This window comes from Variovorax sp. P4_B11 (assembly GCF_056402355.1).
Map to the genome: position 1 here is coordinate 164,691 of NZ_JBFUHO010000008.1, position 23,038 is coordinate 187,728.

Annotated in this window: 22 protein-coding genes and 1 pseudogene; 17 read left to right on the top strand and 6 right to left on the bottom strand. The window is 67.7% G+C overall.

The features are described 5' to 3' along the window. The first annotated feature begins 3 nt into the window (after nt 1-3). The 3 genes from bioB (at nt 4) to AC1DYD_RS11100 (ending at nt 4,207) form a co-directional block, all read left to right on the top strand. The gene (bioB, locus tag AC1DYD_RS11090) at nt 4-1,011 is read left to right on the top strand and encodes a biotin synthase BioB (protein ID WP_478172778.1); all 1,008 of its coding nucleotides are present in this window, start codon (nt 4-6) and stop codon (nt 1,009-1,011) included. Next, nucleotides 1,008-2,324, top strand: a complete 1,317-nt coding sequence (locus AC1DYD_RS11095) for a cytochrome P450 (protein WP_478172779.1) — start codon at nt 1,008-1,010, stop codon at nt 2,322-2,324. Before bioB ends, AC1DYD_RS11095 begins: the two co-directional genes overlap by 4 nt. A gap of 212 nt (nt 2,325-2,536) precedes the next feature. Next, a complete protein-coding gene (locus AC1DYD_RS11100) occupies nt 2,537-4,207 on the top strand; it encodes a bifunctional chorismate-binding protein/class IV aminotransferase (protein ID WP_478172780.1) in 1,671 nt (556 codons plus the stop codon). Here AC1DYD_RS11100 and AC1DYD_RS11105 read toward each other — a convergent pair. After that, entirely contained in the window at nt 4,134-5,093 is a 960-nt protein-coding gene (locus tag AC1DYD_RS11105; RefSeq protein ID WP_478172781.1) for a cation diffusion facilitator family transporter, read from the bottom strand. The two genes, AC1DYD_RS11100 and AC1DYD_RS11105, sit on opposite strands and share 74 nt — an antisense overlap. 358 nt (nt 5,094-5,451) lie before the next feature. On the opposite strand from AC1DYD_RS11105, the gene AC1DYD_RS11110 reads away from it, so the two are divergent. Next, nucleotides 5,452-5,877 carry a DUF1924 domain-containing protein gene (locus AC1DYD_RS11110; protein WP_478172782.1) on the top strand — a complete coding sequence of 142 codons (426 nt, stop codon included), beginning with the start codon at nt 5,452-5,454 and terminating at the stop codon, nt 5,875-5,877. 10 nt (nt 5,878-5,887) lie between these two features. Continuing rightward, nucleotides 5,888-6,380: pseudogene (locus tag AC1DYD_RS11115) on the top strand (diheme cytochrome c). A 69-nt stretch (nt 6,381-6,449) separates the two neighbouring features. Here the strand turns inward: AC1DYD_RS11115 and AC1DYD_RS11120 are convergent. Continuing rightward, entirely contained in the window at nt 6,450-7,034 is a 585-nt protein-coding gene (locus tag AC1DYD_RS11120; protein WP_478172783.1) for a plasmid pRiA4b ORF-3 family protein, read from the bottom strand. A gap of 196 nt (nt 7,035-7,230) precedes the next feature. Here AC1DYD_RS11120 and AC1DYD_RS11125 point away from each other — a divergent pair, with 196 nt between their 5' ends. The 9 genes from AC1DYD_RS11125 to AC1DYD_RS11165 all read left to right on the top strand — a co-directional run bounded on the left by AC1DYD_RS11125 (nt 7,231) and on the right by AC1DYD_RS11165 (nt 17,263). Further along, a complete protein-coding gene (locus AC1DYD_RS11125) occupies nt 7,231-8,205 on the top strand; it encodes a MurR/RpiR family transcriptional regulator (protein ID WP_478172784.1) in 975 nt (324 codons plus the stop codon). Continuing rightward, nucleotides 8,202-9,161 (top strand): isoaspartyl peptidase/L-asparaginase family protein, encoded by a 960-nt coding sequence (locus AC1DYD_RS11130; RefSeq protein WP_478172785.1) that lies wholly within the window; start codon nt 8,202-8,204, stop codon nt 9,159-9,161. The genes AC1DYD_RS11125 and AC1DYD_RS11130 overlap by 4 nt, the downstream gene beginning before the upstream one ends. 29 nt (nt 9,162-9,190) lie before the next feature. Then, nucleotides 9,191-11,068 carry a dipeptide ABC transporter ATP-binding protein gene (locus AC1DYD_RS11135; protein WP_478172786.1) on the top strand — a complete coding sequence of 626 codons (1,878 nt, stop codon included), beginning with the start codon at nt 9,191-9,193 and terminating at the stop codon, nt 11,066-11,068. A 56-nt stretch (nt 11,069-11,124) separates the two neighbouring features. After that, nucleotides 11,125-12,678, top strand: a complete 1,554-nt coding sequence (gsiB, locus tag AC1DYD_RS11140; protein WP_478172787.1) for a glutathione ABC transporter substrate-binding protein GsiB — start codon at nt 11,125-11,127, stop codon at nt 12,676-12,678. Between the two features lie 79 nt (nt 12,679-12,757). Next, entirely contained in the window at nt 12,758-13,678 is a 921-nt protein-coding gene (gsiC, locus tag AC1DYD_RS11145) for a glutathione ABC transporter permease GsiC (protein ID WP_478172788.1), read from the top strand. Between the two features lie 10 nt (nt 13,679-13,688). Beyond that, the gene (gsiD, locus tag AC1DYD_RS11150) at nt 13,689-14,615 is read left to right on the top strand and encodes a glutathione ABC transporter permease GsiD (protein WP_478172789.1); all 927 of its coding nucleotides are present in this window, start codon (nt 13,689-13,691) and stop codon (nt 14,613-14,615) included. A 10-nt stretch (nt 14,616-14,625) separates the two neighbouring features. Next, the gene (locus tag AC1DYD_RS11155; protein WP_478172790.1) at nt 14,626-15,702 is read left to right on the top strand and encodes a P1 family peptidase; all 1,077 of its coding nucleotides are present in this window, start codon (nt 14,626-14,628) and stop codon (nt 15,700-15,702) included. Then, nucleotides 15,699-16,517 (top strand): M55 family metallopeptidase, encoded by an 819-nt coding sequence (locus tag AC1DYD_RS11160; RefSeq protein ID WP_478172791.1) that lies wholly within the window; start codon nt 15,699-15,701, stop codon nt 16,515-16,517. Before AC1DYD_RS11155 ends, AC1DYD_RS11160 begins: the two co-directional genes overlap by 4 nt. Nucleotides 16,518-16,525: 8 nt before the next feature. Continuing rightward, a complete protein-coding gene (locus tag AC1DYD_RS11165) occupies nt 16,526-17,263 on the top strand; it encodes an aspartate/glutamate racemase family protein (protein ID WP_478172792.1) in 738 nt (245 codons plus the stop codon). 131 nt (nt 17,264-17,394) lie between these two features. On the opposite strand, the gene AC1DYD_RS11170 is transcribed toward AC1DYD_RS11165, so the two are convergent. Continuing rightward, complete coding sequence (locus AC1DYD_RS11170; RefSeq protein WP_478172793.1) at nt 17,395-19,119, bottom strand: YadA family autotransporter adhesin; 1,725 nt, start codon at nt 19,117-19,119, stop codon at nt 17,395-17,397. Nucleotides 19,120-19,210: 91 nt separating this feature from the next. On the opposite strand from AC1DYD_RS11170, the gene AC1DYD_RS11175 reads away from it, so the two are divergent. After that, nucleotides 19,211-19,918, top strand: coding sequence for a cysteine dioxygenase family protein (locus AC1DYD_RS11175; RefSeq protein ID WP_478172794.1), 708 nt, complete (start codon nt 19,211-19,213; stop codon nt 19,916-19,918). 106 nt (nt 19,919-20,024) lie between these two features. After that, nucleotides 20,025-20,366, top strand: coding sequence for a winged helix-turn-helix transcriptional regulator (locus tag AC1DYD_RS11180; protein WP_478172795.1), 342 nt, complete (start codon nt 20,025-20,027; stop codon nt 20,364-20,366). A gap of 177 nt (nt 20,367-20,543) precedes the next feature. Here AC1DYD_RS11180 and AC1DYD_RS11185 read toward each other — a convergent pair whose 3' ends face one another. Both AC1DYD_RS11185 and AC1DYD_RS11190 read right to left on the bottom strand, forming a co-directional pair. Next, nucleotides 20,544-20,837 (bottom strand): BrnA antitoxin family protein, encoded by a 294-nt coding sequence (locus tag AC1DYD_RS11185; protein WP_478172796.1) that lies wholly within the window; start codon nt 20,835-20,837, stop codon nt 20,544-20,546. Beyond that, nucleotides 20,794-21,069, bottom strand: coding sequence for a BrnT family toxin (locus AC1DYD_RS11190; protein WP_478172797.1), 276 nt, complete (start codon nt 21,067-21,069; stop codon nt 20,794-20,796). The genes AC1DYD_RS11185 and AC1DYD_RS11190 overlap by 44 nt, the downstream gene beginning before the upstream one ends. An 85-nt stretch (nt 21,070-21,154) precedes the next feature. Here AC1DYD_RS11190 and AC1DYD_RS11195 point away from each other — a divergent pair, with 85 nt between their 5' ends. Beyond that, entirely contained in the window at nt 21,155-21,706 is a 552-nt protein-coding gene (locus AC1DYD_RS11195; protein ID WP_478172798.1) for a Wadjet anti-phage system protein JetD domain-containing protein, read from the top strand. 61 nt (nt 21,707-21,767) lie between these two features. On the opposite strand, the gene AC1DYD_RS11200 is transcribed toward AC1DYD_RS11195, so the two are convergent. Further along, the gene (locus AC1DYD_RS11200; RefSeq protein ID WP_478172799.1) at nt 21,768-23,015 is read right to left on the bottom strand and encodes a dienelactone hydrolase family protein; all 1,248 of its coding nucleotides are present in this window, start codon (nt 23,013-23,015) and stop codon (nt 21,768-21,770) included. Nucleotides 23,016-23,038 lie beyond the last annotated feature (23 nt).

Here is a 23,038-nt window from a genome sequence, read left to right on the forward strand (position 1 = left end):
CACATGACGACGAACACCATTTCTCTCGCCGCGCTGCGCCCTGCGGCTTCTCGCACCGCGACACAAGCCGAGGCGCGCTGGCGCGTCGCAGAGATCGAGGCCCTGTTCGCGCTGCCGTTCATGGACTTGCTGTTTCGGGCTCAGCAGGTTCATCGCGAGCACTTCGACGCCAATGAGGTGCAGCTGTCCACGCTGCTGTCGATCAAGACCGGTGGCTGCGCGGAAGATTGCGGCTACTGCCCGCAGTCCGCGCACTTCGACACCGGCGTCGAGGCGAGCAAGCTGATGCCGCTGCAGGAAGTCGTCGAAGCAGCACAGGCGGCCAAGGCCCAAGGCGCCACGCGCTTCTGCATGGGCGCGGCCTGGCGCAGCCCCAAGGCGCGCGACATGGAGCGCGTGACCGACATGGTGCGCGAGGTCCGCGCGCTGGGCCTGGAGACCTGCATGACGCTCGGCATGCTCGAAGCCGAGCAGGCCCGGGACTTGAAGAATGCGGGGCTGGACTACTACAACCACAACCTCGACAGCGCCCCCGAGTTCTACGGCAACATCATCGGCACCCGCACCTACCAGGACCGGCTCGATACGCTGGGTCATGTGCGCGACGCTGGCATCAACGTCTGCTGCGGCGGCATCGTGGGCATGGGCGAGAGCCGCGCCCAGCGCGCCGGGCTGATCGCGCAACTGGCCAACCTTGAGCCCTATCCCGAGTCGGTGCCGATCAACAACCTGGTGCAGGTCGCCGGCACGCCGCTGGCCGGCACCGAGCCGCTCGACCCCTTCGAGTTCGTGCGCACCATCGCGGTGGCGCGCATCACGATGCCGACGACCATGGTGCGGCTGTCGGCCGGGCGCGAGCAGATGGACGAGGCGCTGCAGGCGCTGTGCTTTGCCGCCGGCGCCAACTCGATCTTCTACGGCGACAAGCTGTTGACCACGAGCAATCCGCAGGCCGAGCGCGACCGGGCGCTGTTCGAGCGGCTGGGCTTGAAGGCCCAGAGCCAACGATGAACGCGGTGCTGGCGCCGCCGCCGCGCCCGCTCGGCCGCCCGATCATCGACGCGGCATTCCGCGCCGATCCCTATCCGACCTACGCCGCGCTGCGCGAGGCCGGGCCGATCCACTGGAGCGACGAGTTCTTCGGCGGTGCGTGGCTGCTGACCCGCCATGCCGATGTCGAGGCGGTGCTTCGCGATGCCGTGCGGTTCTCGGCGCAGCGCACCGGCGGCTGGGTCATGCAAAGCCCGGCCGCGCGCAGCGAGCTGAGGGATTTCCAGCAGCTCTTCGCGCGGGCGATGCTGTTCGTCGACGCGCCGGACCACACGCGCATCCGCGGCGTGCTCAACGCAGGCTTTCGCAGCGACGTCCTGCAGCAGTTCGCGCCGGCCATCGAGCGGCGCGTCGACGCCCTGCTCGACGCGGTGGATGCCGACGCGGGCTTCGACTTCATGCAGGCACTGGCGCGGCCGCTGCCGGCCGAGGTGATGGCGATGCTGATGGACATCCCCGCGGCCGATCGTGGCGACTTCATCGCCTGGTCCGACGATCTGGCGACCTTCATCGGTGCACCCCTGCCGTCGCTCGAGCAGGCACGGCGCGCACGCACCAGCCTGCTGGCGATGACCGGCTACTTCGAACACCTCGTGCCGCAGCGCCAGAGCACCCCGGGCGACGACCTCGTGAGCCGGCTGCTGCGGGCCGAGGCGGCGGGCGACATCCAGCCCGGTGCCGAACTGCTCGCCCAATGCGCGATGCTGCTGTTCGCGGGCCACGAGACCACGCGCAACCTGCTGGGCAACGGCCTGCAGGCACTCCTCGCCGATCCCGACCAATGGCAGCGCCTGCGGCACGAGCCCGCCTTGCTGCCGGGCGCGGTGCGCGAACTGCTTCGCTTCGACAGCCCGGTGCAGTACACCGGCCGTCGCGTGGCGGCCGATCTGGTGCTGCACGGTCAGCAGTTGCGCCGCGGCGACCTGGTGGTCGCGCTCATCGGCTCTGCCAACCGCGATCCGGTGCGCTACGCAGAGGCCGATCGGCTGGACATCGCGCGCCGCCCCGGCGGCTTGCTGTCGTTCGGTGCCGGGCCGCATGTGTGCATCGGCGCCAGCCTGACGCTGATGGAGGCTCAGATCGTCCTCGATCGCCTGCTGCATCGGTTCCCGCATCTGCGCCTGGTCGACGCCCAGCCGCGCTGGAGCGGCAATGCGGTGTACCGCGGCCTGAGCGCTCTGCCGGTTGGCGCCCGTTGTACGCCCGACCAGACCGAACGCGAATTCTCGGGCGCAGCCCGGGCTCCGCGCATGGCCGAGAACGCCGCGCGGTGATCATTTCGGCTCGGATCGACTTTTCTTCTCCGGGCGACACCACTGCGCCGCGGCTGCGACGCGTGTTCGGCCCACCCATCGAGACGCTGGTGGCGCACTCGCCTGACCAGGTGCGGCCCCTGCTCGAGGCGGTGCACGAACGAGCGATGCGGGGCCACTGGTGCGTGGGCTACCTGCGATACGAGGCGGCACCGGCGTTCGACCCTGCGCTGGTGGTGCATGAAGCCGATGGACCGCTCGCCTGGTTCGGTATCCACGATTCGGCCCATCCTTGGCCCGAGACCGGCCCGGACGACGTCGAGCCGGATTCGGTGTCGGTGGCCTGGCGCGACACCCTATCGCGCCCAGCCTTCGATTCCGCGCTGACGGAACTGCATCGCGCCATCGCGGCAGGCGAGGTCTACCAAGTGAACTATACGGCGCGCCTGCAAGGCTCCGGGGCTGAAGGGGCAGGGGAAGGGCGCGCCCAGGCCTTGTTCGCGGCACTGCAGCGCGCGCAGCCCGGCGGCTATGCGGCCTACATCGACGCGGGTGGCGAGCAGGTGTTGTCGGTCTCGCCGGAACTGTTCTTCGACTGGCGCGATGGACGCCTGCTGGCGCGCCCCATGAAAGGCACGGCCGCACGAGGGATCGACGCGACCGACGATGCCGCTGCGGCCGGCCGGCTACGCAACTCTGTCAAGGAGCGGGCCGAGAACGTGATGATCGTCGACCTGCTGCGCAATGACATGTCCCGAATCGCCGAGCCGTTCTCGGTGCGTGTGTCGCGGCTCTTTCAGACAGAGGCGTTGTCTACGCTCTGGCAGATGACCTCGGACATCGAGGCATCCACGCGCGAGGGCAGCACGTTGGCCGATATATTCGCGGCGCTGTTTCCATGCGGCTCCGTCACAGGAGCGCCGAAGGTGGCGGCGATGCGCCTGATCCGCCGGCTCGAGCCCGAACCTCGAGGCATCTACTGCGGGGCTGTGGGCGTGGTGCAGCCGGGGGGCACCGCGACCTTCAACGTACCCATCCGGACCGTCACCTTGGATGCCGACGGCGCTCGCTGCGGCATCGGCAGTGGGATCACGGCCGATGCCAGGCTCGACGGCGAATGGGAGGAGTGGCGCAACAAGAGAGCCTTCCTCGAGCGCGCCAGCGCCCCCTTCGAACTGCTGGAGACTTTCGCGTTGGTCGACGGCCGCCTGCGCGACGCCGACGCGCATCTGGCCCGAATGGCGGCCGCAGCCAGGCATTTCGGCTATCGATGGAACGCCGAGGCCGCGACGCTGGAGCTTGAAGAACTGCGCGTTTTGCACCCCGAGGGCGCATGGCGCGTGCGGGTGCTGTGTGACGGTCTCGGCCGCCACCGAGTTCAGGTCTTCCCTCAGGATGCCTCGCCGCCGCAGGTGCGCCTGGCGCTTGCAGATCGGGCCTTCGAGGCCGCGACGAGTGAATTCGTGCGATTCAAGACCACCCGCCGAAAGCACTACGACGCCTTCGCGCCGATCTTCGCCGGCGTGTTCGACACCCTGTTGTGGAACGAGCGCGGCGAAATCACCGAATGCACGCGAGGCAACGTGGCGCTGCTGCTCGACGGCCGCTGGGTCACGCCTGCGCTGCACTGCGGGCTGCTGGCTGGCATCGGGCGTGAACGCTGCCTGCGCGAAGGCCGGGTGGTGGAAGCGGTCGTGCGTCTTGATGAACTGCCTCGCGTGCGAGGACTGGCCTTCGTCAACAGCTTGCGGGGCTGGATTGACGCCGTGCTCGAGGAAGTTCGACAGGGTGATCGAGCTGAAGGCCGGGCCGTTCAAGCCGGCGCCCTGTTCATCGATCCGACAGCCCCGCCGCTGTCGCATGGTCGAGGTCCGGCCTGCGCCACGGATCGACATGCGTCATGAGGTTGAGCACGCGATGCCGTTGCAGCACGCGCTGGCGGGCCGTGACCGCGATGTCGTGGCCCTGTTCGACGCTGATGGTCGCGTCGACCTCGAGGTGGGCGTCCACGACGATCATGTCGCCCATCTTGCGGGTGCGCACGTCGTGCACGTTGCGCACGCCTTCGGTCTCGGTGAGCGTGCGACGGATCGCCTCGACTTCCTGTTCGTCGATCGAGCGGTCCATCAGGTCATGCAACGCATCCCAGCCGAAGCTCCAACCCATCCTGGCCACCATGAAGCCGACGATGAGCGCCGCAATCGGGTCCAGGATCGGATAGCCGGCCAGGTTGCCGACGATGCCGACGCCGACCACCAGCGACGAAGCCGCATCGGAACGCGCGTGCCAGGCATTGGCGACCAGCATGCTCGACTTCACCCGCTTGGCGACGGCCAGCATGTAGCGAAAGAGCAGTTCCTTCGCGATGAGCGCGCCGCCGGCAACCCAGAGTGCCGCGACATGCACCTGCTGAACCGTCTCGGGCGCCTCGAGCTTGCGAAACGCGGACCAGAGCATGCCGACGCCCACGGCGAGCAGCAGCAGGCCGAGGGCCAGGGAAGCGGCGGTCTCGAAGCGCTGGTGACCGTACGGGTGGTCCTCGTCGGCTTCCTTCTTGCTGTGATGGCTCGCGAAGAGCACCACGAAATCGGCGACAAGGTCCGACAACGAATGAATGCCATCGGCCACGAGGCCCTGCGACTTGGACAGCAAACCGACCGTGACCTGGGTCACCGTCAGCAGCAGGTTGACGACCACGCTGACCCAGGTGCTGCGCGAGGCCGCACTGGCACGCTCCTCGGCGCTGTGTTCGGTATCTTCGGGATCGTCGGACAGGTCGTCCAGATTCATGGCGTCTCGCGGTGGCCGGTCACTTGACGACCACGACGGGTCGCTTCGGGGATTTTCAAGGTTCGAAGCTCCGGTTGATGTCGTTCTGGCGAGTGTAGGGCGGCGGCTCAGCCTGGCCGTTGCACCAGAGGCACGCTCTCACGGGCCTGCTGAAGTCCGACCAGTTCTACTTCCCGGTCGTGATCCTGCCGCGAACCTACGCGCTGGCGGCACTGGCGGTCCTGGGGGCGGCCGTGGCGAGCGCGCTGGTCGTACGGCGAATCCAGGCTGGCAATCCCGAGGGGAACCGTCGGGCCGGACGCGCCCTGTTAAGGAAACGCTAAGACCGCGAAGACACCATGGCTTCCAAGGAGTCGTCATGAAGGTAGTCAATTCGCAACCGTCCGCGCATCGCTGCTGGTCCGCTGCCGCGGCCTGGATCGTCGCCATCGCCATCGCCCCTGCGGCCGCTGCCGCCACCCCTGCCGAGCTGCTCGCCGGGTACGCCAGGGAGGCCGGGGCCGCCGCGAATCCCGACCGCGGACAGTCGCTGTTCAACAGCCGACACGGCCGCGAGTGGAGCTGCGCCTCGTGCCACGGCGCGGTGCCCACGGCGCCGGGCCGGCACGCAGCCACCGGCAAGCCGATCGGGGCCCTGGCCCCGGCCTTCGACGCCGAGCGGTTCACCGATGCCGCCAAGGCCGACAAATGGTTCCGTCGCAACTGCAACGACGTGGTGGGGCGCGAATGCACCGCCGCGGAGAAGGCCGATGTGTTGAGTTGGCTGATCCAACTCAAGCCTTGAGGCCACGGCGATGTCGACACTTCAACCACCCCGCCTCCGCCTCGCCGGAGCCCGCGGCTGGGTGCTGGCCGCGCTCTTCGCCTCGCAGGCCTGGGCCGGCGATGGCAACCCGGCCGCACGGGCGCCCTTGCTGCCGAAGTACCGCGCCGAATGCGCGGCCTGTCATATCGCCTACCCGCCCGGCATGTTGCCGGCGGCTTCCTGGCAGCACCTGATGGCGAACCTGCCCCGCCACTACGGCACCGATGCGTCGCTGGACCCCGGCACGGTGAGCGAGCTTGCGAACTGGCTGGCGGCGGGTGCCGCCACCAGCGGTCGCAGGAGCGAACCCCCACCGGACGACCGCATCACGCGCTCGGCCTGGTTCGTCCGGAAACACCACGAGGTGGCGCCCGCCACCTGGAAGCCTGCCAAGCGTCCGGAGCGCCGCCAATTGCGCCGCCTGTCACGCCCAGGCCGATCAAGGCGGTTTCAACGAACACGATGTCCGCATCCCCCGCTGAACGCCCCGCGCCCGAGCCGGGGTCCGGCAGGCGCTTCTGTCGCGGTCACGACGCACGGTCAGCTGGCGTTCAGTCCTCGCTCTGGTTCAAGCGCTTGTTGACCTCGTCGATGTCGAACGCGGTGGGATCGAACGATCCGCCGATCCATTCCTTGAGGTCCTCGTGCTCGGGGTCGCCGGGATCGGCCAGTGCGGCCAGGAACTCCTCATAGCCTGGCGCACCGCCAACGTCTTCAGGCGGGCACGCGTTCTCGCCGGCAACGCACACAGCCAACGAGATCGGCGCATCGAGTTCGACGATCTTTTCGATCTTGACCCGGTGACGCCAGTTGTCCCCATAGTCATAGACGTAGACGAAGGTCTTGCGCGCGCCCAGCGCGGCCTTCAGCGTGACATGCTCTTCGTCGAGCACACCGTCCGGCAGCTCCCACAGGGGCTCGACCGGACCGTAGCTCGCATCGCCGAAGACGAACTCATGCAGATGCCCACCGCCCCAGCCGGTGCCCCAGAGAAGCATGACGTGCAGCAGCGGCAATTCGATCGTGACGGGCACCAGCAGCCGGCGCCAGACCTTGGGGCGGACCCCCTCGAGTTCGACATGAAGCTGGTACGCCCGGGTGGCGCTCGGCAAGGAGGCGGAAGGCTTGACGATCATGGCCGTCACTCTAGCGAAAGGACGTCCGCGCATCGGTATGGCCGAGAGACCTCGCGCGCGGCGGCATCCGCATAAACCCTGCATTCTGGCCCGCTTCTTGCAGTTCCGATCAAAAATGACAGAAAATTTCCCTGCCGCCTCAATTTTGTAAATTGATTTACATCAGACGCACCTTCCGAGGTGCATGAACCCACGCATGAGCACCAACGTCGACACCCCGGGCACCACCGTGGCCCAGCGCATTGCGCAGGCCTTGCCGCGACTGACCCGCTCGCACCGGCAAGTGGCCGACTACGTGCTCGAACACCCGCTGCAGGTCGCGACGCTGCCCATCGACGAACTCGCCGCCGCCGTGGGCGTGTCGATCGCCACGGCCAACCGTTTTGCTCGCGCGCTGGATTTCGATGGCTACGCCACCTTTCGGGCGGAGCTGGTCCGAGGCTTCGAGCCGCTCGTGGCGCCGGTGGAGCGTTTGCGCGGCAACCTCGAGCACCCCACCACCGTGGCCGAAGTGTTCGCCACCGCCCTCGACGAGAGCCGCCGCAACATCGAAGCCACGCGCCAGACGCTCGACTACGCCGCCTGCGAGGCCGCGGTGCAGCGCATCGGCCGGGCGCGCTCGATCTACATCGCGGGCTTCGGCGCCAGCGCCTGGCTCGCGGGCCTGCTGCAGCACGGGCTCGACGGCAGCTGCAACGACGTTCGGATGCTGTCCAGCGTCAGCGGCGTCACGCACGCGGCGCGCACGTTGATGCATGCCGGGCCGCAGGACCTGTTCATCGGCCTGACCTTTCCGCGCTACCTCACCGACACCGTGGCGCTCGCACAGATCGCCAAGGGCCAGGGCTGCGCCGTGCTCGCGCTGACCGACCGCCCAAGCTCGCCACTCGCGCCGCTGGCCGACGTGGCGCTGTATTGCCAGACCGAAACCAGCTACCGCCCGAACTGCGAAACCAGCGTGCTCGCGCTGGTCGAGGCCCTGACCAGCGCCGTCGCGCTGCGTGCGCCGGGCGCGGTGCAGTCCGCGGGCCGCGTCCTGCAGGCCGTGCGACCGTGGCTGCACGGTGCCAACGGCTTGCCGCGCGCCGAAACCGGCACGCACCGCGCCGGCCTGAGCGCCGCGGCCGACAAGACCGACACCGCCAAGAGAAAGAGGAAATCTTCCCGATGAAACGCCCCGGCATTCCCGTCATCGCCATTCACGGTGGCGCAGGCACCATCAGCGCAGCCACGACCAACGCAGCGCAGGCACAGGGGTACCACGACGCCCTGCAGAACATCGTGCGCGCCGCGCAGGCGATGCTGCTCGAGGGCGCATCCGCGATGGACGCCGTGTGCCTCGCGGTCGAGATGCTCGAAGACTGCCCGCTCTTCAACGCCGGTCACGGCGCGGTGTTCACGCACGACGAGACGCATGAGCTCGATGCTGCCGTGATGGACGGCGCCACGCTCGCCGCCGGCGCGATTGCCGGCGTCTGCCACATCCGCCGACCGGTGCGCGCCGCGCGCGCCGTGCTCGAAGACGGCGCCCATGTGCTGCTGGCCGGTGCGGGCGCCGAAGTCTTCGCGCGTGAACACGGGCTGGAAATGGTCGAGCCTTCGTTCTTCTCCACCGAGGCGCGCCGCCGACAGCTCTACCGTGTACGCGACACCGGCCGCGTGGTCGTGGACCACGAGGGCGAGGCCATGACACCGCCGCTCGACGAAGACCGCAAGTTCGGCACCGTGGGCGCCGTGGCGCTCGACATGCACGGCCACCTTGCGGCAGCCACCTCGACCGGCGGCATGACCAACAAGCGCGTCGGCCGCATCGGCGACACGCCGCTGATCGGCTCCGGCACCTACGCAGACGACCGCACCGCGGCCGTCTCGTGCACCGGCAGCGGCGAGACGTTCATCCGCGTTGCCGCGGCCCACGACGTCTGCGCCCGCATGGCTTACGGCGGCGCATCGCTCGAAGCCGCCACGCACGCCGTCGTGCAGCAGTCGCTGCCCGCCATCGGCGGCAGCGGCGGGCTGATCGCGGTCGACCGCCGCGGCAACCTGAGCCTCGCCTTCAACACCGAAGGCATGTACCGCGGCCACGCCCGCGGCGATGAAGCGCCGGTCACGGCCATCTTCGCCTGACGCACGCGCCCTCTTCCCCTCGCACTCGCATGTCCACCCCTGCCCTCGCCCTCCCCGACGGTCGCGTTCTCGCCGTCGACGACCTCACCGTGCGCTTCTCGACTTCCGAGCGCAGCGTCGATGCCGTCAAGAATCTGTCCTTCCACGTCGACCATGGTGAAACGCTCGCGGTGGTGGGCGAATCAGGCTCAGGCAAGTCGGTCACCTCGCTCGCGCTGATGCGGCTGGTGGAACATGGCGGCGGCCGCATCCTCGGCGGGCGCATGGCGTTTCGCCGTCGCAATGGCGAGGTGCTCGATCTGGCGCAGGCGCGCGACGGCACGATGCGCGGCATTCGCGGCGCAGACATCGCGATGATCTTCCAGGAGCCGATGACCTCGCTGAACCCGGTGTTCACCGCCGGGGAACAGATTGCCGAGGCGATCCGCATCCACCAGGGCAAGAGCAATTCGGCCGCGCGCGCCGAAGCGCTGCGCATGCTGGAGCTGGTGCGCATTCCCGAAGCGCGCAACGTGCTCGACCGCTTTCCGCACCAGCTCTCGGGCGGCATGCGCCAGCGCGTGATGATCGCGATGGCGCTGTCGTGCAAGCCGCAGTTGCTGATTGCCGACGAGCCCACCACCGCGCTCGACGTGACCATTCAGGCCCAGATCCTCCAGCTCATCCGCGAGCTGCAGAAGGAGATGCGCATGGGCGTGCTCTTCATCACCCACGACATGGGCGTGGTGGCCGAGATTGCCGACCGGGTGCTCGTCATGTACCGCGGCGACAAGGTGGAAGCGGGCAGCTCGGACGCCGTGTTCGCCGCGCCGCAGCATCCCTACACGAAGGCCCTGCTGTCGGCGGTGCCGAAGCTGGGCGCGATGCAGGGCACCGACCTCCCGGCCAAATTCGAACTGCTGCGCACCGAGGACAGCCCCGGGACCGAGCCGCGCACCAACGCCACGCCCCGGACCACCGTGCGCGAAGAGGCCGGCCCGATCCTTCGCGTGCGCGACCTGGTCACACGCTTCGACGTGCGCAGCGGCATTTTCGGCCGCGTGAAGCGCCGCGTGCATGCGGTGGAAAAGATCAGCTTCGATCTCTACCCCGGCGAGACGCTGGCATTGGTTGGCGAATCGGGCTGCGGCAAATCGACCACCGGTCGTTCGCTGCTGCGCCTGGTCGAGAGCCAGAGTGGCGCCATCGAGTTCGGCGGGAAGAACATCCGCGAGCTGCCCACGCGCGAACTGCAGGCCCTGCGCCGCAACATCCAGTTCATCTTCCAGGATCCGTTCGCCTCGCTCGATCCGCGCGTCACGGTCGGCTTCTCGATCATGGAGCCGCTGCTGATCCACGGCATCGCCAAAGGCGCCGAGGCCCAACGGCGCGTCGACTGGCTGCTGAAGAAGGTCGGCCTGCCGCCCGAGGTGGCACAGCGCTATCCGCACGAGTTCTCGGGCGGCCAGCGTCAACGCATCGCGATTGCACGCGCGCTCGCGCTCAACCCCAAGGTGGTGGTGGCGGACGAATCGGTGTCGGCGCTCGACGTGTCGATCCAGGCGCAGATCGTCAACCTCATGCTCGACCTGCAGCGCGAGCTGGGCGTGGCCTTCCTGTTCATCTCGCACGACATGGCCGTGGTCGAACGCATCAGCCACCGCGTGGCGGTGATGTACCTGGGCCAGATCGTCGAGATCGGCCCGCGCCGCGCGGTGTTCGAGGCGCCGCAGCATGCCTACACCCGCAAGCTGATGGCGGCCGTGCCGGTGGCCGATCCGTCGCGCCGCCACAAGCCGCACGCCTTGCTCGAAGGCGAGATCCCGAGCCCGATCCGCGCCGTCGGCGACGAGCCCGACGTGCCCCCGCTGGTGCAGGTCGCACCCGGCCACTTCGTTGCCCGCCACGCCATCGGCGGGGCCTATTGATTTTTTCATCCCGCAGGCCCTCCTGCTTTTTTCCACGAACCGACTGGAGTTCTTCCTTGAAGCAATCCTCTTCCTCCCTGCGCTGGGCATCCGCACTGCTGGGCCTGGCCGCGTTGGCCGCATCGGGCACGGCACTGGCCGCGCGCGACGTGGTGCTGTCGATCGGCTACCAGCCGGAAACGCTGGACCCGTACAACACCAACACCACCATCACCACGGCGGTGACCAAGACCTTCTATGAAGGCCTGTTCCAGTTCGACAAGGACCTGAAGGTGCAGAACGTGCTCGCCGAGAGCTACGACGTGTCGAAGGACGGCCTGGTCTACACCATCAAGCTGCGCACCGGCGTGAAGTTCCACGACGGCACCGACTTCAACGCCGAGGCCGTGAAGATCACGCTCGAGCGCGTGCTGAACCAGGACAACAAGCTGCTGCGCTACAACCAGTTCAACCGCGTGGGCAAGGTCGAGGCGGTGAACGCCAGCACCGTGCGCATCACGCTGAAGGAGCCCTTCGGCCCCTTCATCAACTCGCTGGCCCACGCCTCGGCTGCCATGATCTCGCCCACCGCGCTGCAGAAGTGGGGCAACAAGGACATCGCCTTCCACCCCGTGGGCACCGGCCCCTTCGAATTCGTCGAGTGGAAGCAGACCGATGCCGTCAAGGCCAAGAAGTTCGACGGCTACTGGAAGAAGGGCTACCCGAAGATCGACAGCATCTCGTGGAAGCCGGTGCTCGAGAACAACACGCGCGCCGCGATGCTGCAGACCGGCGAGGCCGACTTCGCCTTCCCCATTCCCTACGAGCAGGCCGAGCTGCTGAAGAAGAGCGACAAGCTCGAAGTGGTGGCGACGCCCTCGATCATCACGCGCTTCCTGGCTTTCAACATGCTGCAAAAGCCGTATGACAACCCGAAGGTGCGCGAAGCGATCGGCTACGCCATCAACAAGGAAGCGCTCGCCAAGGTCGCCTTCGGCGGCTATGCCTTCCCCGCGCAGGGCGTGATGCCGCAGGGCGTGAAGTTCGCCGAGAAGATGGCCCCGATTCCGTACGACGTGAAGAAGGCCAAGGAACTGCTGAAGGAAGCCGGCTACCCGGACGGCTTCGAGTCGGTGTTGTGGAGTGCCTACAACAACACGACCAGCCAGAAGACCATCCAGTTCGTGCAGCAGCAGCTCGCACAGGTGGGCATCAAGCTGCAGGTGCTGGCGCTCGAGGTGGGCCAGCGCACGGAGCAGGTCGATGCCTGGCCCGATCCCAAGACGGCCAAGGTCCGCATGTACTACACGGGCTGGTCTTCGTCCACGGGTGAAGCCGATTGGGGCCTGCGCCCGCTGTTCGCTTCCGAGTCGTGGGCGCCGAAGCTCAACAACATGTCGTTCTACAAGAGCGACGTGGTGGACGCCGCGCTGGCCAAGGCGCTGATCACCGTGGACGACAAGGAAAAGGCCGCGCTCTACAAGACCGCGCAGGATGAAATCCGCAAGGACCTGCCGCGCGTGCCGCTGGTCACGGAGCAGAACCTGTCGGCGCACTCGAAGCGTCTGTCGGGCGTGTTCGTGATGCCTGACGCCAACATCAACATCGACGCGATTTCCGTGTCGGACTGATCGCCGGTCCTTCGTTTTCTGACTGACTGTCCGGCGGGCGGCAACGCTTGCTGCCGCCCGTTCGCGACACCCGCACCCCATGCTGAATTACTTTCTCAAACGACTGTTGGGCCTCGTCCCCACCCTGCTCATCGTGGCGGTGCTGGTGTTCCTGTTCGTCCACATGCTGCCCGGCGACCCGGCGCGCCTTGCCGCCGGCCAGGACGCCGACGAGCAGACCGTGGCCGTGGTGCGCCAGGAGCTGGGCCTCGACAAGCCGCTGCCTCAGCAGTTCGCGAGCTTCTTCACCCGCATGCTGCAAGGCGACTTCGGCACCTCGATCCGCACGCGGCGGCCGGTGTCGACGGAGATCGCCGAGCGCTTCTTCCCGACGGTGATGCTGACCATCACCAGCATGGTGTGGGCGGTGATCTTCGGCATGGGCATCGGCATCGTCTCTGCCGTGTTCCGCAACCAATGGCCCGACCGGCTGGGCATGACGCTGGCCGTGTCGGGCATCTCCTTTCCTGCATTTGCACTCGGCATGCTGCTGATGCAGATCTTCTCGGTCCAGCTCGGCTGGCTGCCCACGGTGGGTGCCGCCACCTGGCAGCACTACATCCTGCCCTCGATCACGCTGGGTGCGGCAGTGGCCGCCGTGATGGCGCGCTTCACGCGCGCGTCTTTCGTCGAGGTGATCCAGGAAGACTTCGTGCGCACCGCGCGCGCCAAGGGCGTGCGCGAGCGCACCGTCATCATCAAGCACTGCCTGCGCAACGCGCTGATTCCGGTCGTCACGATGATGGGCCTGCAGTTCGGCTTTCTCCTGGGCGGCTCGATCCTGGTCGAGGCGGTCTTCAACTGGCCCGGCCTCGGCCGCCTGCTGGTCGATGCCGTGCAGATGCGCGACTACCCGGTCATCCAGACGCTGGTGCTGCTGTTCTCGCTCGAATTCATCCTGATCAACCTGGTGGTCGATGTGCTCTATGGCTTCATCAACCCCACCATCCGCTACAAGTGAGCCAGCAGCCATGACGCAAGCTATCGGCGTGCCTGCCGAATCCATCGTTCCTCTCTCCCCTGTCGCCGCGGTGCAAAGCGCGGGCAAGGTCCGCACGCCCTGGGGCGAATGCTGGCGCCGCTTCAAGAAGCAGCCCGTGGGCATCGTCGCGGCGATCTTCGTCCTGCTGCTGGTGTTCGTCGCGGTGTTCGCACCGTGGATCGCGCCCTTCGACGCGGAGAACTTCTTCGACTACGACATGCTGAACAGCGGGCCTTCGGCCACGCACTGGTTCGGCGTCGACCCGCTGGGGCGCGACATCTTCAGCCGCATCCTGATGGGCACGCGCATCTCGCTGGCCGCCGGCTTCCTGTCGGTGCTGGTGGGCGGCTTCATCGGCACGGCCTTCGGCCTGCTCGCGGGCTACTACGAAGGCTGGTGGGACCGCATCGTGATGCGCATCTCGGACGTGCTGTTCGCCTTCCCCGGCATCCTGCTGGCGCTGGGCGTGGTCGCCATCCTGGGCAGCAGCATGACCAACGTGGTGGTGGCGGTGTCGGTCTTCAGCGTGCCGGCCTTCGCGCGCCTGGTGCGCGGCAACACGCTGGTGCTGAAGCAGCAGACCTACATTGAGGCCGAGCGCAGCATCGGCGCGTCGGACTGGACCATCATCGTGCGGCACATCCTGCCGGGCACCATCTCGTCGATCGTCGTGTACTTCTCGATGCGCGTGGGCACCTCGATCATCACGGCCGCCAGCCTGTCGTTCCTCGGCATGGGGGCGCAGCCGCCGACGCCCGAGTGGGGCGCGATGCTCAACGAGGCCCGCGCCGACATGGTCACCTCGCCGCACGTGGCGCTGTTCCCGAGCCTGGCCATCTTCTTCACCGTGCTGGCCTTCAACCTCCTGGGCGACGCATTGCGCGATGCGCTCGATCCGAAGATCGACCGGCAGTAATTCCTTCTTCATGTCATCCACTCCCCTGCCCTGCATCGGCAACCTGCTCCAGGGCGCGCGCAACGCCATCACCGACGTCGAAGGCGTCACGGTCGGTCATCGGACGCTGGACGACGGCGACGTGCAGACCGGCGTGACGGTCGTGCGGCCGCACGCCGGCGATCCCTTCCGCGACAAGGTGCCGGCGGCCGCCGTGGTGCTCAACGGCTTCGGCAAGAGCGTGGGCCTGGTGCAGCTGGCCGAGCTCGGCGTGCTGGAGACGCCGATTGCGCTGACCAACACCTTCTCGGTCGGCACGGTGGCCACGGCGCAGATCCGCCATTGCGTGGCGGCCAACCCCGAGAGCGGCCGGTCGCTGCCCACGGTCAATCCGCTGGTCTTCGAGTGCAACGACGGTTTTCTCAACGACATCCAGCGCTTGGCGGTCACCGAAGCCGACTACCTGCACGCACTGGCCAGCGCCGATGCCGACTTCGCCCAGGGCTCGGTCGGCGCGGGACGCGGCATGTCGAGCTTTCAGCTCAAGGGTGGCATCGGCAGCGCCTCCCGCCGCGTGTCGTCGGCACCCGATGGCGAGCTGCACACGGTGGGCGCGCTGGTACTGGCCAACTACGGGCGTCAGCCGCAGATGGTGCTTGCCGGCCACGCGGTCGGCGAACGACTGGCGGCGCAAAGCCCGGCCGTGCCCGAAGAACCGGAAAAGGGCTCGATCATCATCATCGTCGCCACCGATGCGCCGCTCGATGCGCGCCAGTTGCGCCGGCTGGCGCTGCGCGCGGGCGCCGGGCTGGCGCGCACCGGTTCGGTCTTCGGCCATGGCAGCGGCGACATCGTGCTGGCCTTCTCCACCGCCTACACGGTGCCGGACCGGGTCGATCGCCCGATGCCGGCCATGGCGATGGTGCATGACGGGTTGCTCGATGGCCTCTTCCAGGCTGCAGCCGACAGCACCGAGCAGGCCATCCTGCACGCGCTCTGGCGCGCCACGGCCGTGACGGGCCGCGATGGCAACCACCGGGCGGCGCTCAGCGAGCTGCTGCCACCCTCTTGCCTTTCCTCCTTCGCGCAATCGCGCGTTCCCACATGAAAGTCCTGATCTCCACCGACATCGAAGGCGTCGCAGGCGTCTACCACTCGGAGCAGACCCGCCCCGGCAACCCGGAGTTCGAACGCGCCCGCCTGCTGATGACGCAGGAAGCCAATGCCGCGATCGCCGGCGCCTTCGATGCCGGCGCCACCGAGGTGCTGGTCAACGACTCGCACGGCGGCTTTCGCAACATGCCGCCCGACGTGCTCGACCCGCGCGCGCGCGTCGTGCAGGGCAAGCCACGCTACCTGAGCATGGTGGCGGGCGTCGAGGAAGGCGTGGACGCGGTCTGCATGGTGGGCTACCACTCGCGCGCCCAGGGACGCGGCATCCTCGCGCACACGATCAACAGCTTTGCCTTCGCCGGCATCTGGCTGGCCGATCAGGCGCTGGGCGAGGCCGGACTCTACGGCGCCCTGGCCGGCGAATACGGCGTCCCGGTCGTGATGGCCAGCGGGGACGATGTGTTCATCGCCGAGAACCGGCCGATCTTTCCGCATGCCACCTTCGTGCAGACCAAGCGGGCCACAGGCTTCAACAGCGGTGTGTCGCTCTCGCCCGAACAGTCGCGCCAGGCGATCCGTGCCGGCGTGGCGCAGGCGCTGGCTGCGCGCTCCCATGCGAGCCCACTGGTCTTCAAGGGACCGCAGGCGGTCACGCTGCGCACCCAGTCGCCTTCGCTGGCCGACCTGTTCTGCCAGTGGCCGGCGTTCGAGCGCCTCGACGGCGTCACCCTGCGCTTCACCGCCGACACGGTGGAAGCGGCGGTGCGCATGCTGAACTGCTGTTCAGCCATGTCGTCGATGCTGCGCTGATCGTGTCTGTGTCGACCAAGCCGGCCATTGTTGGCATTCTGGGCGGGATGGGCCCCGCTGCGGGGGCCAATTTCGTCCAATTGTTCGTTCAGGCTTGCGATGCGTTCCTCAAGGAGCGTGGAGAGTTGGTCGTCGATCAGGCTTTTCCTGAACACTGGCTGGCACAGTTGCCGGTGCCTGATCGAACCAACGCATTGATCGATGGGGCGCCCAGCCCCTTACCCGGGCTGGTGGCAGGGCTGCGGCAACTGAAAGCGCTAGGGGCGAAGACGGTAGCCATACCGTGCAACACAGCGCATGCGTGGCATGAAGCACTGCGGCACAGTTGTCCGGAAGTGGAATTGCTGCACATCGTGGAACAAACAGTCAACAAGCTCCGGATGGATCGTGTCGAGGCAGTGGGCCTGATGGCCACGATGGGTACGCACAAGACCCAGCTTTACGAATCAGCGTTGCAGCGAGCAGGCATTCATTGCCATGCGCCAACGCGCGAAGAGCAGCTGCTGGTGATGAATGGAATTTGCGACGGTGTGAAAGCAGGCAATCTTGGCTTGGCGCGCATGCACTTCGAGAAGGTTGCCCAACGCCTGGTGGAGCGTCATGGCCTCTCGACATTGGTGCTTGCTTGCACGGAGATTCCTTTGGCGTTGCGTACGCTGTCGCGCCATCCAGGCGTGCGCCTGATAGACCCGTCCGATGTGCTCGCCAAAGCTTTGGCAGAAGGCGCTTACACCCAGCCCGGGTAGCGTCACGCCTCTGCTTCCCACCTTCTACCGTGCCGCGAACCCGAGGCGGTATCTCTAGGCCACTGAAGCATTGAAATTGGCTGTGTATGCGCCCCCTTGGAAGGCATGCACAGCCAGCCGGGCGACCTTCGTCACCAGGCGTAGCCTGCCTGCACCCGGGCGGCGGCGCGGTTGCTGCTGCCGCTGGTTGCGGTGGAGACGCCCAGCCCGAGGTTCAGGCTGTCGCTGACCTGGTAGCCGAAAGCGAAGCCGATGGCCGACGCGCCCGCATAGTTGCCGGCCGCCGCGCCCATCCACTTCTTGCCCGCCGGCAAGGCCGGCATCGACGGCATGGCCAACGAGGCTGCCACACCTTGCGCCGCAAAGTCATTCGTCTTGCCCACCGCCTGCTGCAACTGATTGACGTTGACGGCATCGGTGCCCAGCAGACCCGGCGCGACATTCGTGATAGCGCGCCACTGGCCGGTGGCTGCGTTGCCCACCGACACGGTGTTGTCCCGGTCGGCCAACGACCCCTGCCCCAGCGCGACCGCGTTGCTGCCCGTGGCCAGCGTATTGGCGCCGAGGGCGACGGCGTTGTTGCCGGCGGCCACTGCGTCGTTGCCCACCGCGGTCGTGGGATCGGCCAGCGCCCTGGCACCCGCGCCGATGGCGACCGAGCCGGCATGGCTGGCCTGGGCACCATTCCCGATGGCGACGGTCTTCTCTCCATTGGCCTGGGCGTTCGTGCCCATCGAGGTGCTGCCCGCGCCACGCGCGGTGGCCCCGGCACCGCAGGCAACGGCGCCGCCGGCCCCCACCGCACACACGCCGCTGGCCAACGCCTGATTCATCAGGGTCTGAAGCGCACTGACCTGCTGGACAGTGAAGTTGTTCGCCGTGGCGATGGCCGTTTGCTGGGCCTGCTGCACCTGGCCGACATTGGCCGCATCGGTGGACGCCTGGCCTGCGCTGACGTTGCTGATGGTGGTGCCTGCGCCGCCATTGGCGTTGAGTTGCAGCGAGGTGCCGCCCGCGCCGTACTGCGCCGAGTTCTGCGCCACGCCCAGCGCCGAGTTGGCGGTGGCTTGTGCAGCCGTGGCGGCCGATGCCGCCGTGTTCGAGGTCTGCTGCACGGTATACAGCTGGCTGCCGTTGATGGCGTCCGTGCTCGTGGCGGTCACCGATCCGGCGCTGACATTGACCAGGCCGCGCGTTTGGCCCGCAGTCCCGAAAGACACCGTGTTGGCCGCCGTGGCGACCGCGTTCGCGCCGATGGCCACGCTGCCGTTCGCGCCGCTTGCGACCTGGCTGCCGGACCCGATCGCCACGCTGCCCGTGGCCAATGCGCTCGCGCCCGAAGCCCCGTTGTTCGCGCCGCCGATCGCGGTGCTGCCGTCGCCCGAGGCCAAGGCGCCCCGGCTGGTGCCCGAGGCGCTTCCGATGGCGACCGCGCCATTGCCCGAAGCCTGCGCGCCGCTGCCGCCCGCCTGGCCGGTGCCGCCGCAACAACCATCGCTTCCCGCGCCTCCCGCACCGAGCGCGATCGCACCGCCCGCCGAAGCCTGGGCGCCAGTTCCCCCTGCGCCGCCCGTTCCCCCCGCCTCGCCTCGCGCGCCGGCACCACCGCCGCCGACGGCCGTCGCGCCGTTTGCGGTTGCGCTGGCGCCCGTCCCGCCCGCGCCGCCGAATCCGCCAGCGGCTCCGGTGCCGCCATCACCGCCCGCACCGACCGCGGTGGCGCCTTCTCCCGAGACCACGGCCGCGCCGCCACCGGTGCCTCCCGTCCCGCCGGAAAGTCCGAGTCCTCCGTTGCCCGCGGCGCCGGCCGAATAGTCCGCCGCGTAGGCGCTCCCGGCGACAAGCAGTGCAAGCACGGGCAGCAGATGCCGAAGGGTTCTTGCGAGTGATGTGGGCACGCAGCGCCAGGGCTGACGGAAGGTGCTATTGGCTTGGACAGGCGCCGGCATGAGTGATTTCCGAAATGAAGACAAACTCAACGAAACATGTTTAAGTGTGTATCTTCTGTTTCAATCACACCATCACGGAAAACTGGTAATCGGGCTTGGACGAGGACCGTTTCCCGAACGGGCCGCCGACAATCGCGCCATGACGACATCCACGCTGGACGACTTTCTCTCCCAGGCTGCTGCAGGCAGCCGCATGCACTCGGAGGCCGCCGACCGTGTGCTGGCCCTGGCGCCGCTGATGCTGGAGTTGATAGGTGAAGCCGCTGCGTTCCTGCAGCCGCAGCACTATCGAAGCGATCCGAACGGGTACGCACGAAACCTCATCCGTGACGACCCGGACCACGGCCTGTCGCTCTACGCGCTGGTTTGGTGTCCGGGCCAGTGGACACCGGTGCACGACCACGGCAGCTGGGGCGTTGTCGGCGTCGTCGAAGGCGTGCTGGAGGAGCGCAGCTATCTACGCATGTCGCCCGAGAGTGGCGACGACGACATCGAACTCGCGCGCGGCGGCGTCCTGCTGCTCACGCGCGGCGCGGTGACAAGCTTTGTCCCGAATCCGGACCACATCCACATGACCGGTGTTCCGACCGAGCGCCCAAGGGCCGTGAGCTTGCACCTGTACGGACGCTCGATGAAGGACTTCAACGTCTATGACGTCGCGGCACGCACGCGCAGCCGCGTGCAGGTCGCGCACAACGAGAGTTGATGCCTTCAGGCCGCCTCGGCGCGAGCGCGCCATCGCCTCAGCGGGCCGTGCTGGACGCAGCGGCGGCCGGGCCGGCCGGGTGGCGAACCGCTCGTGCAATGCGCTGGTGCGCACATTCGGCAACGAACAGCGCCACCGCGATGAAGACCGCGCCGACGAGGCCGAGGGCAGCGAGCGGCGCAACGAATACCGGCTGACGCGGAAGGGCGAGGCTCTCTATCCGGCACTCGTCGCATTGATGCAATGGGGCGACCAGTGGTGCGGGCACGAAGCACCGCTGCGGCTCGTCGAGCACGACAGCGGTCAGCCTGTCGAGCCGGTGGGCCTGCGCGTGGGGAGGCGCAGTCTCGGGTTGCGCGACGTGCGTCTCGAACCCGGCCCGGGCGCGACGGCGAAGACGGTTGACACGCTCAAGGCCCGCAACCGGGCCATCCTCGGCCTGGACTGAGCCGCCGCGGGAACAGCTCCAGGCTGCTCGCGCGGTTGAGCGCATCGAATATCCGCGTCCGTCATTCGCAAGGAAGCCACGTAAGGGCTGGCCCGAGCGCCAAACCTTGGACGCTACTGGGACGCGCCAAGTCGGGCGTGATTGAGCACCACCGCGTCGGCCAAGCCGGCGCGCTCCCTATCTACGCGAATGCTGCGCGACGTACTCCTTCAGCACTCCGTCCATCCGGGACTGCCAGCCGTCGCCCGTCGCCCGAAAGAAGTCGACCACCTCCTGGCTGTACCGAACCGACAGCAGCACCTTGCTTGATGCCGAGCGTGGCCGGCCGCCGCGGTTCACCGTTGCTCGCGCCAGCATGTCATCCGACAGTTCCGGCAACTCGTCGTACTCCGAGGCCTGCACCTGGTGGCTGTCCACCTTCGCCAAATCAGAGCCCAAGGTGCGGGCCGATGCGATCTTGTTCGCGTTCATTTGCTTTCCTCATGCTGAAGACGTGGCGATCCGCGCCACGCGGGGTATAGCCGACAACCACCATGCGCCCGGCCAGCAAGCCGAAGCAGATGATGCGGACTTCGCCGTAGTCCCTGCGGTCGTCTTCGACCTCCAGGGTGTCGCCCTCAAACACGAGGGCGGCATCAGCGAAATCCAAACCCCGCTCTGCGAGCGTCTTGGCTCGTTTCGCTTGGTCGAAGGTCACTTGCATGAAGTTATTGTAGCTACACAAACCCCTGCGTGCATTGCTGGGGGCGGCCCCTGGGCAGTTCCACGAGGCGCCGATTCAGCTTCTCGTGGCGCTGCCCGATCCGGCAAGCGCGTTCGACGAGGTGCTCTTCGTCGAGAACCTGGTCAGCTTCAAGCGCATGGCCGACCGGCGCAAGCCGAGTTGGGCCGCCAGTCTGCTCGTCTATGCCGCGGGCTTCAAGGGCAGCGCCAGGCGCCTGCGCTCCCGCGAAGGCTGCCGGCTGTATGTGCGCACGCCGAGCGCCGCGCCGGCATGCATCCAGCGGGTCGAAGAATGGCTGTTCACCAATGCGCCGTGCCCCGTGCGCTTCTTCGGCGACCTCGACTACGCCGGCATGCAGATCCTGGCCAGTCTGCGCGAGGTGTTCCCGGATGCGCAAGCCTGGGTGCCAGGCTATGGCGCGCTGGCTCGCATTGTTGAGCTGGGCGGTGGCCACCTGCCGACCCAGGCAGGCAAGGAACTACAAATCGATCCTGGGCTGACAGGCTGCCGCCATGCCGACCAATACCTCCTGCTGCTGATGCGTGCGCATGGCCGCTTCATGGATCAGGAAGCCTTCGACCCCGATGCGGACCCCTTGTTCGATCCCGTCCCATGAGCGAATACCGGTACTGCGAATTCGCAGCCAAACAAGCTCCTGGCCGGAGCAGCATAGCGAGTCAACCCCCTTCCCGCCCACCCATCAAGGCATTCGACGGCAGCGTCTCGTCCAGCAGCTTGCGCGCCGTCTCCACCCCCGCCACCGGCAACCCCGCCGCATCCAGCAACCCCACCTGCACCAGCACACTCGCCTGGTCCCAGTAGATGTGCTCGTGGTAGAGCTTGTCGCCGCGGAACTTGACCACCGCCAGCAGCGGTATCTCCACCCGCCTGCCCGTCGGCGCCACCCCCGGCAGCATCCACGGAATCTCCGTCGTGTGCGTGAAGCAGAACAGCATCTCGTCGACCACCTGCGACGCGCCCACGGTGCGCGAGATCGGCACCAGCGAGGTATCGGGCGGATTGCTGTTGACGAAGTGGTTCGAGTAGAAGTGGTGCAGCGCCTTGTAGCCCACGCCGCCGGTCATGGTCGGGATGTGGTTGACGTAGGGCTCGGCCACCATCGTGCCCATCGTGTCGTCGACGTTGCGCGTCGCAAACTCGTACTCGCAGTGCTTGTCCCACAGCGCGGCCAGGTCGTAGTGCGGGCCGATGGCGCTCTTCAGCGCGGCGATGCTGCGCTCGTGCGCCATCAGCGCCGAGGCCCGGTGGTAGTGCTCGCCGCCCACCCGCGCAAACGCATGGTCGACACCGGGGTACACATGCACCTCGACCTTCGGCCGGCCGCGCAGCGCATTCACGATGCGCTCGCGTGCCTCGGGCGGGCAGAAGGCGTCGAGCTCGGCCACGTGCAGGGCGAGGCGGCAGCGGATGCGGTCGGCCTCATCCAGCGCCGCGTCGATGCCCACGCCGTAGTAGCCGACGGCCACGTCCGCATCGGTGCGGCAGGCCGCCAGGTAGGCCAGCTTGCCGCCCAGGCAGAAGCCGAGCACGCCGACCTTGGCGTCCTGCACTTCGGGCCGCCCGCGCAAAGCGGTGATCGCGGCCTGGATGTCCTCCACGCCGCGGGCCTCGTCGAAGCCCTTGTAGAGGGCAAAGGCACGCTGCCAGTCGTCGGGTGAATAGCCCAGTTCGACATCGGGCTGCTGGCGCCAGAACAGGTCGGGCACGAGCACCACATAGCCTTCCTCGGCGTAGTAGTCGGCCACGTCGCGCATGGTCTGGTTCACGCCGAAGATCTCCTGCGCCAGCACCAGGCCGGGCCCGCTGCCCGAGCGCGGCACGGCGAGGTAGCCGTCGAAGCTGCCGCTGCCGTCGGTGGCCTGGATGCGGATGTGGCGCGTGGGGGTGGATGCTTTGTCCTGCATGTGAAGTGCTCCGTTCAATGAGT

Coding starts and splice junctions, on each gene's coding strand:
- bioB (WP_478172778.1), top strand. CDS start 4: ATGACGACGAACACCATTTCTCTCGCCGCGCTGCGCCCTGCGGCTTCT.
- AC1DYD_RS11095 (WP_478172779.1), top strand. CDS start 1,008: ATGAACGCGGTGCTGGCGCCGCCGCCGCGCCCGCTCGGCCGCCCGATC.
- AC1DYD_RS11105 (WP_478172781.1), bottom strand. CDS start 5,093: ATGAATCTGGACGACCTGTCCGACGATCCCGAAGATACCGAACACAGC.
- AC1DYD_RS11110 (WP_478172782.1), top strand. CDS start 5,452: ATGAAGGTAGTCAATTCGCAACCGTCCGCGCATCGCTGCTGGTCCGCT.
- AC1DYD_RS11120 (WP_478172783.1), bottom strand. CDS start 7,034: ATGATCGTCAAGCCTTCCGCCTCCTTGCCGAGCGCCACCCGGGCGTAC.
- AC1DYD_RS11125 (WP_478172784.1), top strand. CDS start 7,231: ATGAGCACCAACGTCGACACCCCGGGCACCACCGTGGCCCAGCGCATT.
- AC1DYD_RS11130 (WP_478172785.1), top strand. CDS start 8,202: ATGAAACGCCCCGGCATTCCCGTCATCGCCATTCACGGTGGCGCAGGC.
- AC1DYD_RS11135 (WP_478172786.1), top strand. CDS start 9,191: ATGTCCACCCCTGCCCTCGCCCTCCCCGACGGTCGCGTTCTCGCCGTC.
- gsiC (WP_478172788.1), top strand. CDS start 12,758: ATGCTGAATTACTTTCTCAAACGACTGTTGGGCCTCGTCCCCACCCTG.
- gsiD (WP_478172789.1), top strand. CDS start 13,689: ATGACGCAAGCTATCGGCGTGCCTGCCGAATCCATCGTTCCTCTCTCC.
- AC1DYD_RS11155 (WP_478172790.1), top strand. CDS start 14,626: ATGTCATCCACTCCCCTGCCCTGCATCGGCAACCTGCTCCAGGGCGCG.
- AC1DYD_RS11160 (WP_478172791.1), top strand. CDS start 15,699: ATGAAAGTCCTGATCTCCACCGACATCGAAGGCGTCGCAGGCGTCTAC.
- AC1DYD_RS11175 (WP_478172794.1), top strand. CDS start 19,211: ATGAGTGATTTCCGAAATGAAGACAAACTCAACGAAACATGTTTAAGT.
- AC1DYD_RS11185 (WP_478172796.1), bottom strand. CDS start 20,837: ATGAACGCGAACAAGATCGCATCGGCCCGCACCTTGGGCTCTGATTTG.
- AC1DYD_RS11190 (WP_478172797.1), bottom strand. CDS start 21,069: ATGCAAGTGACCTTCGACCAAGCGAAACGAGCCAAGACGCTCGCAGAG.
- AC1DYD_RS11200 (WP_478172799.1), bottom strand. CDS start 23,015: ATGCAGGACAAAGCATCCACCCCCACGCGCCACATCCGCATCCAGGCC.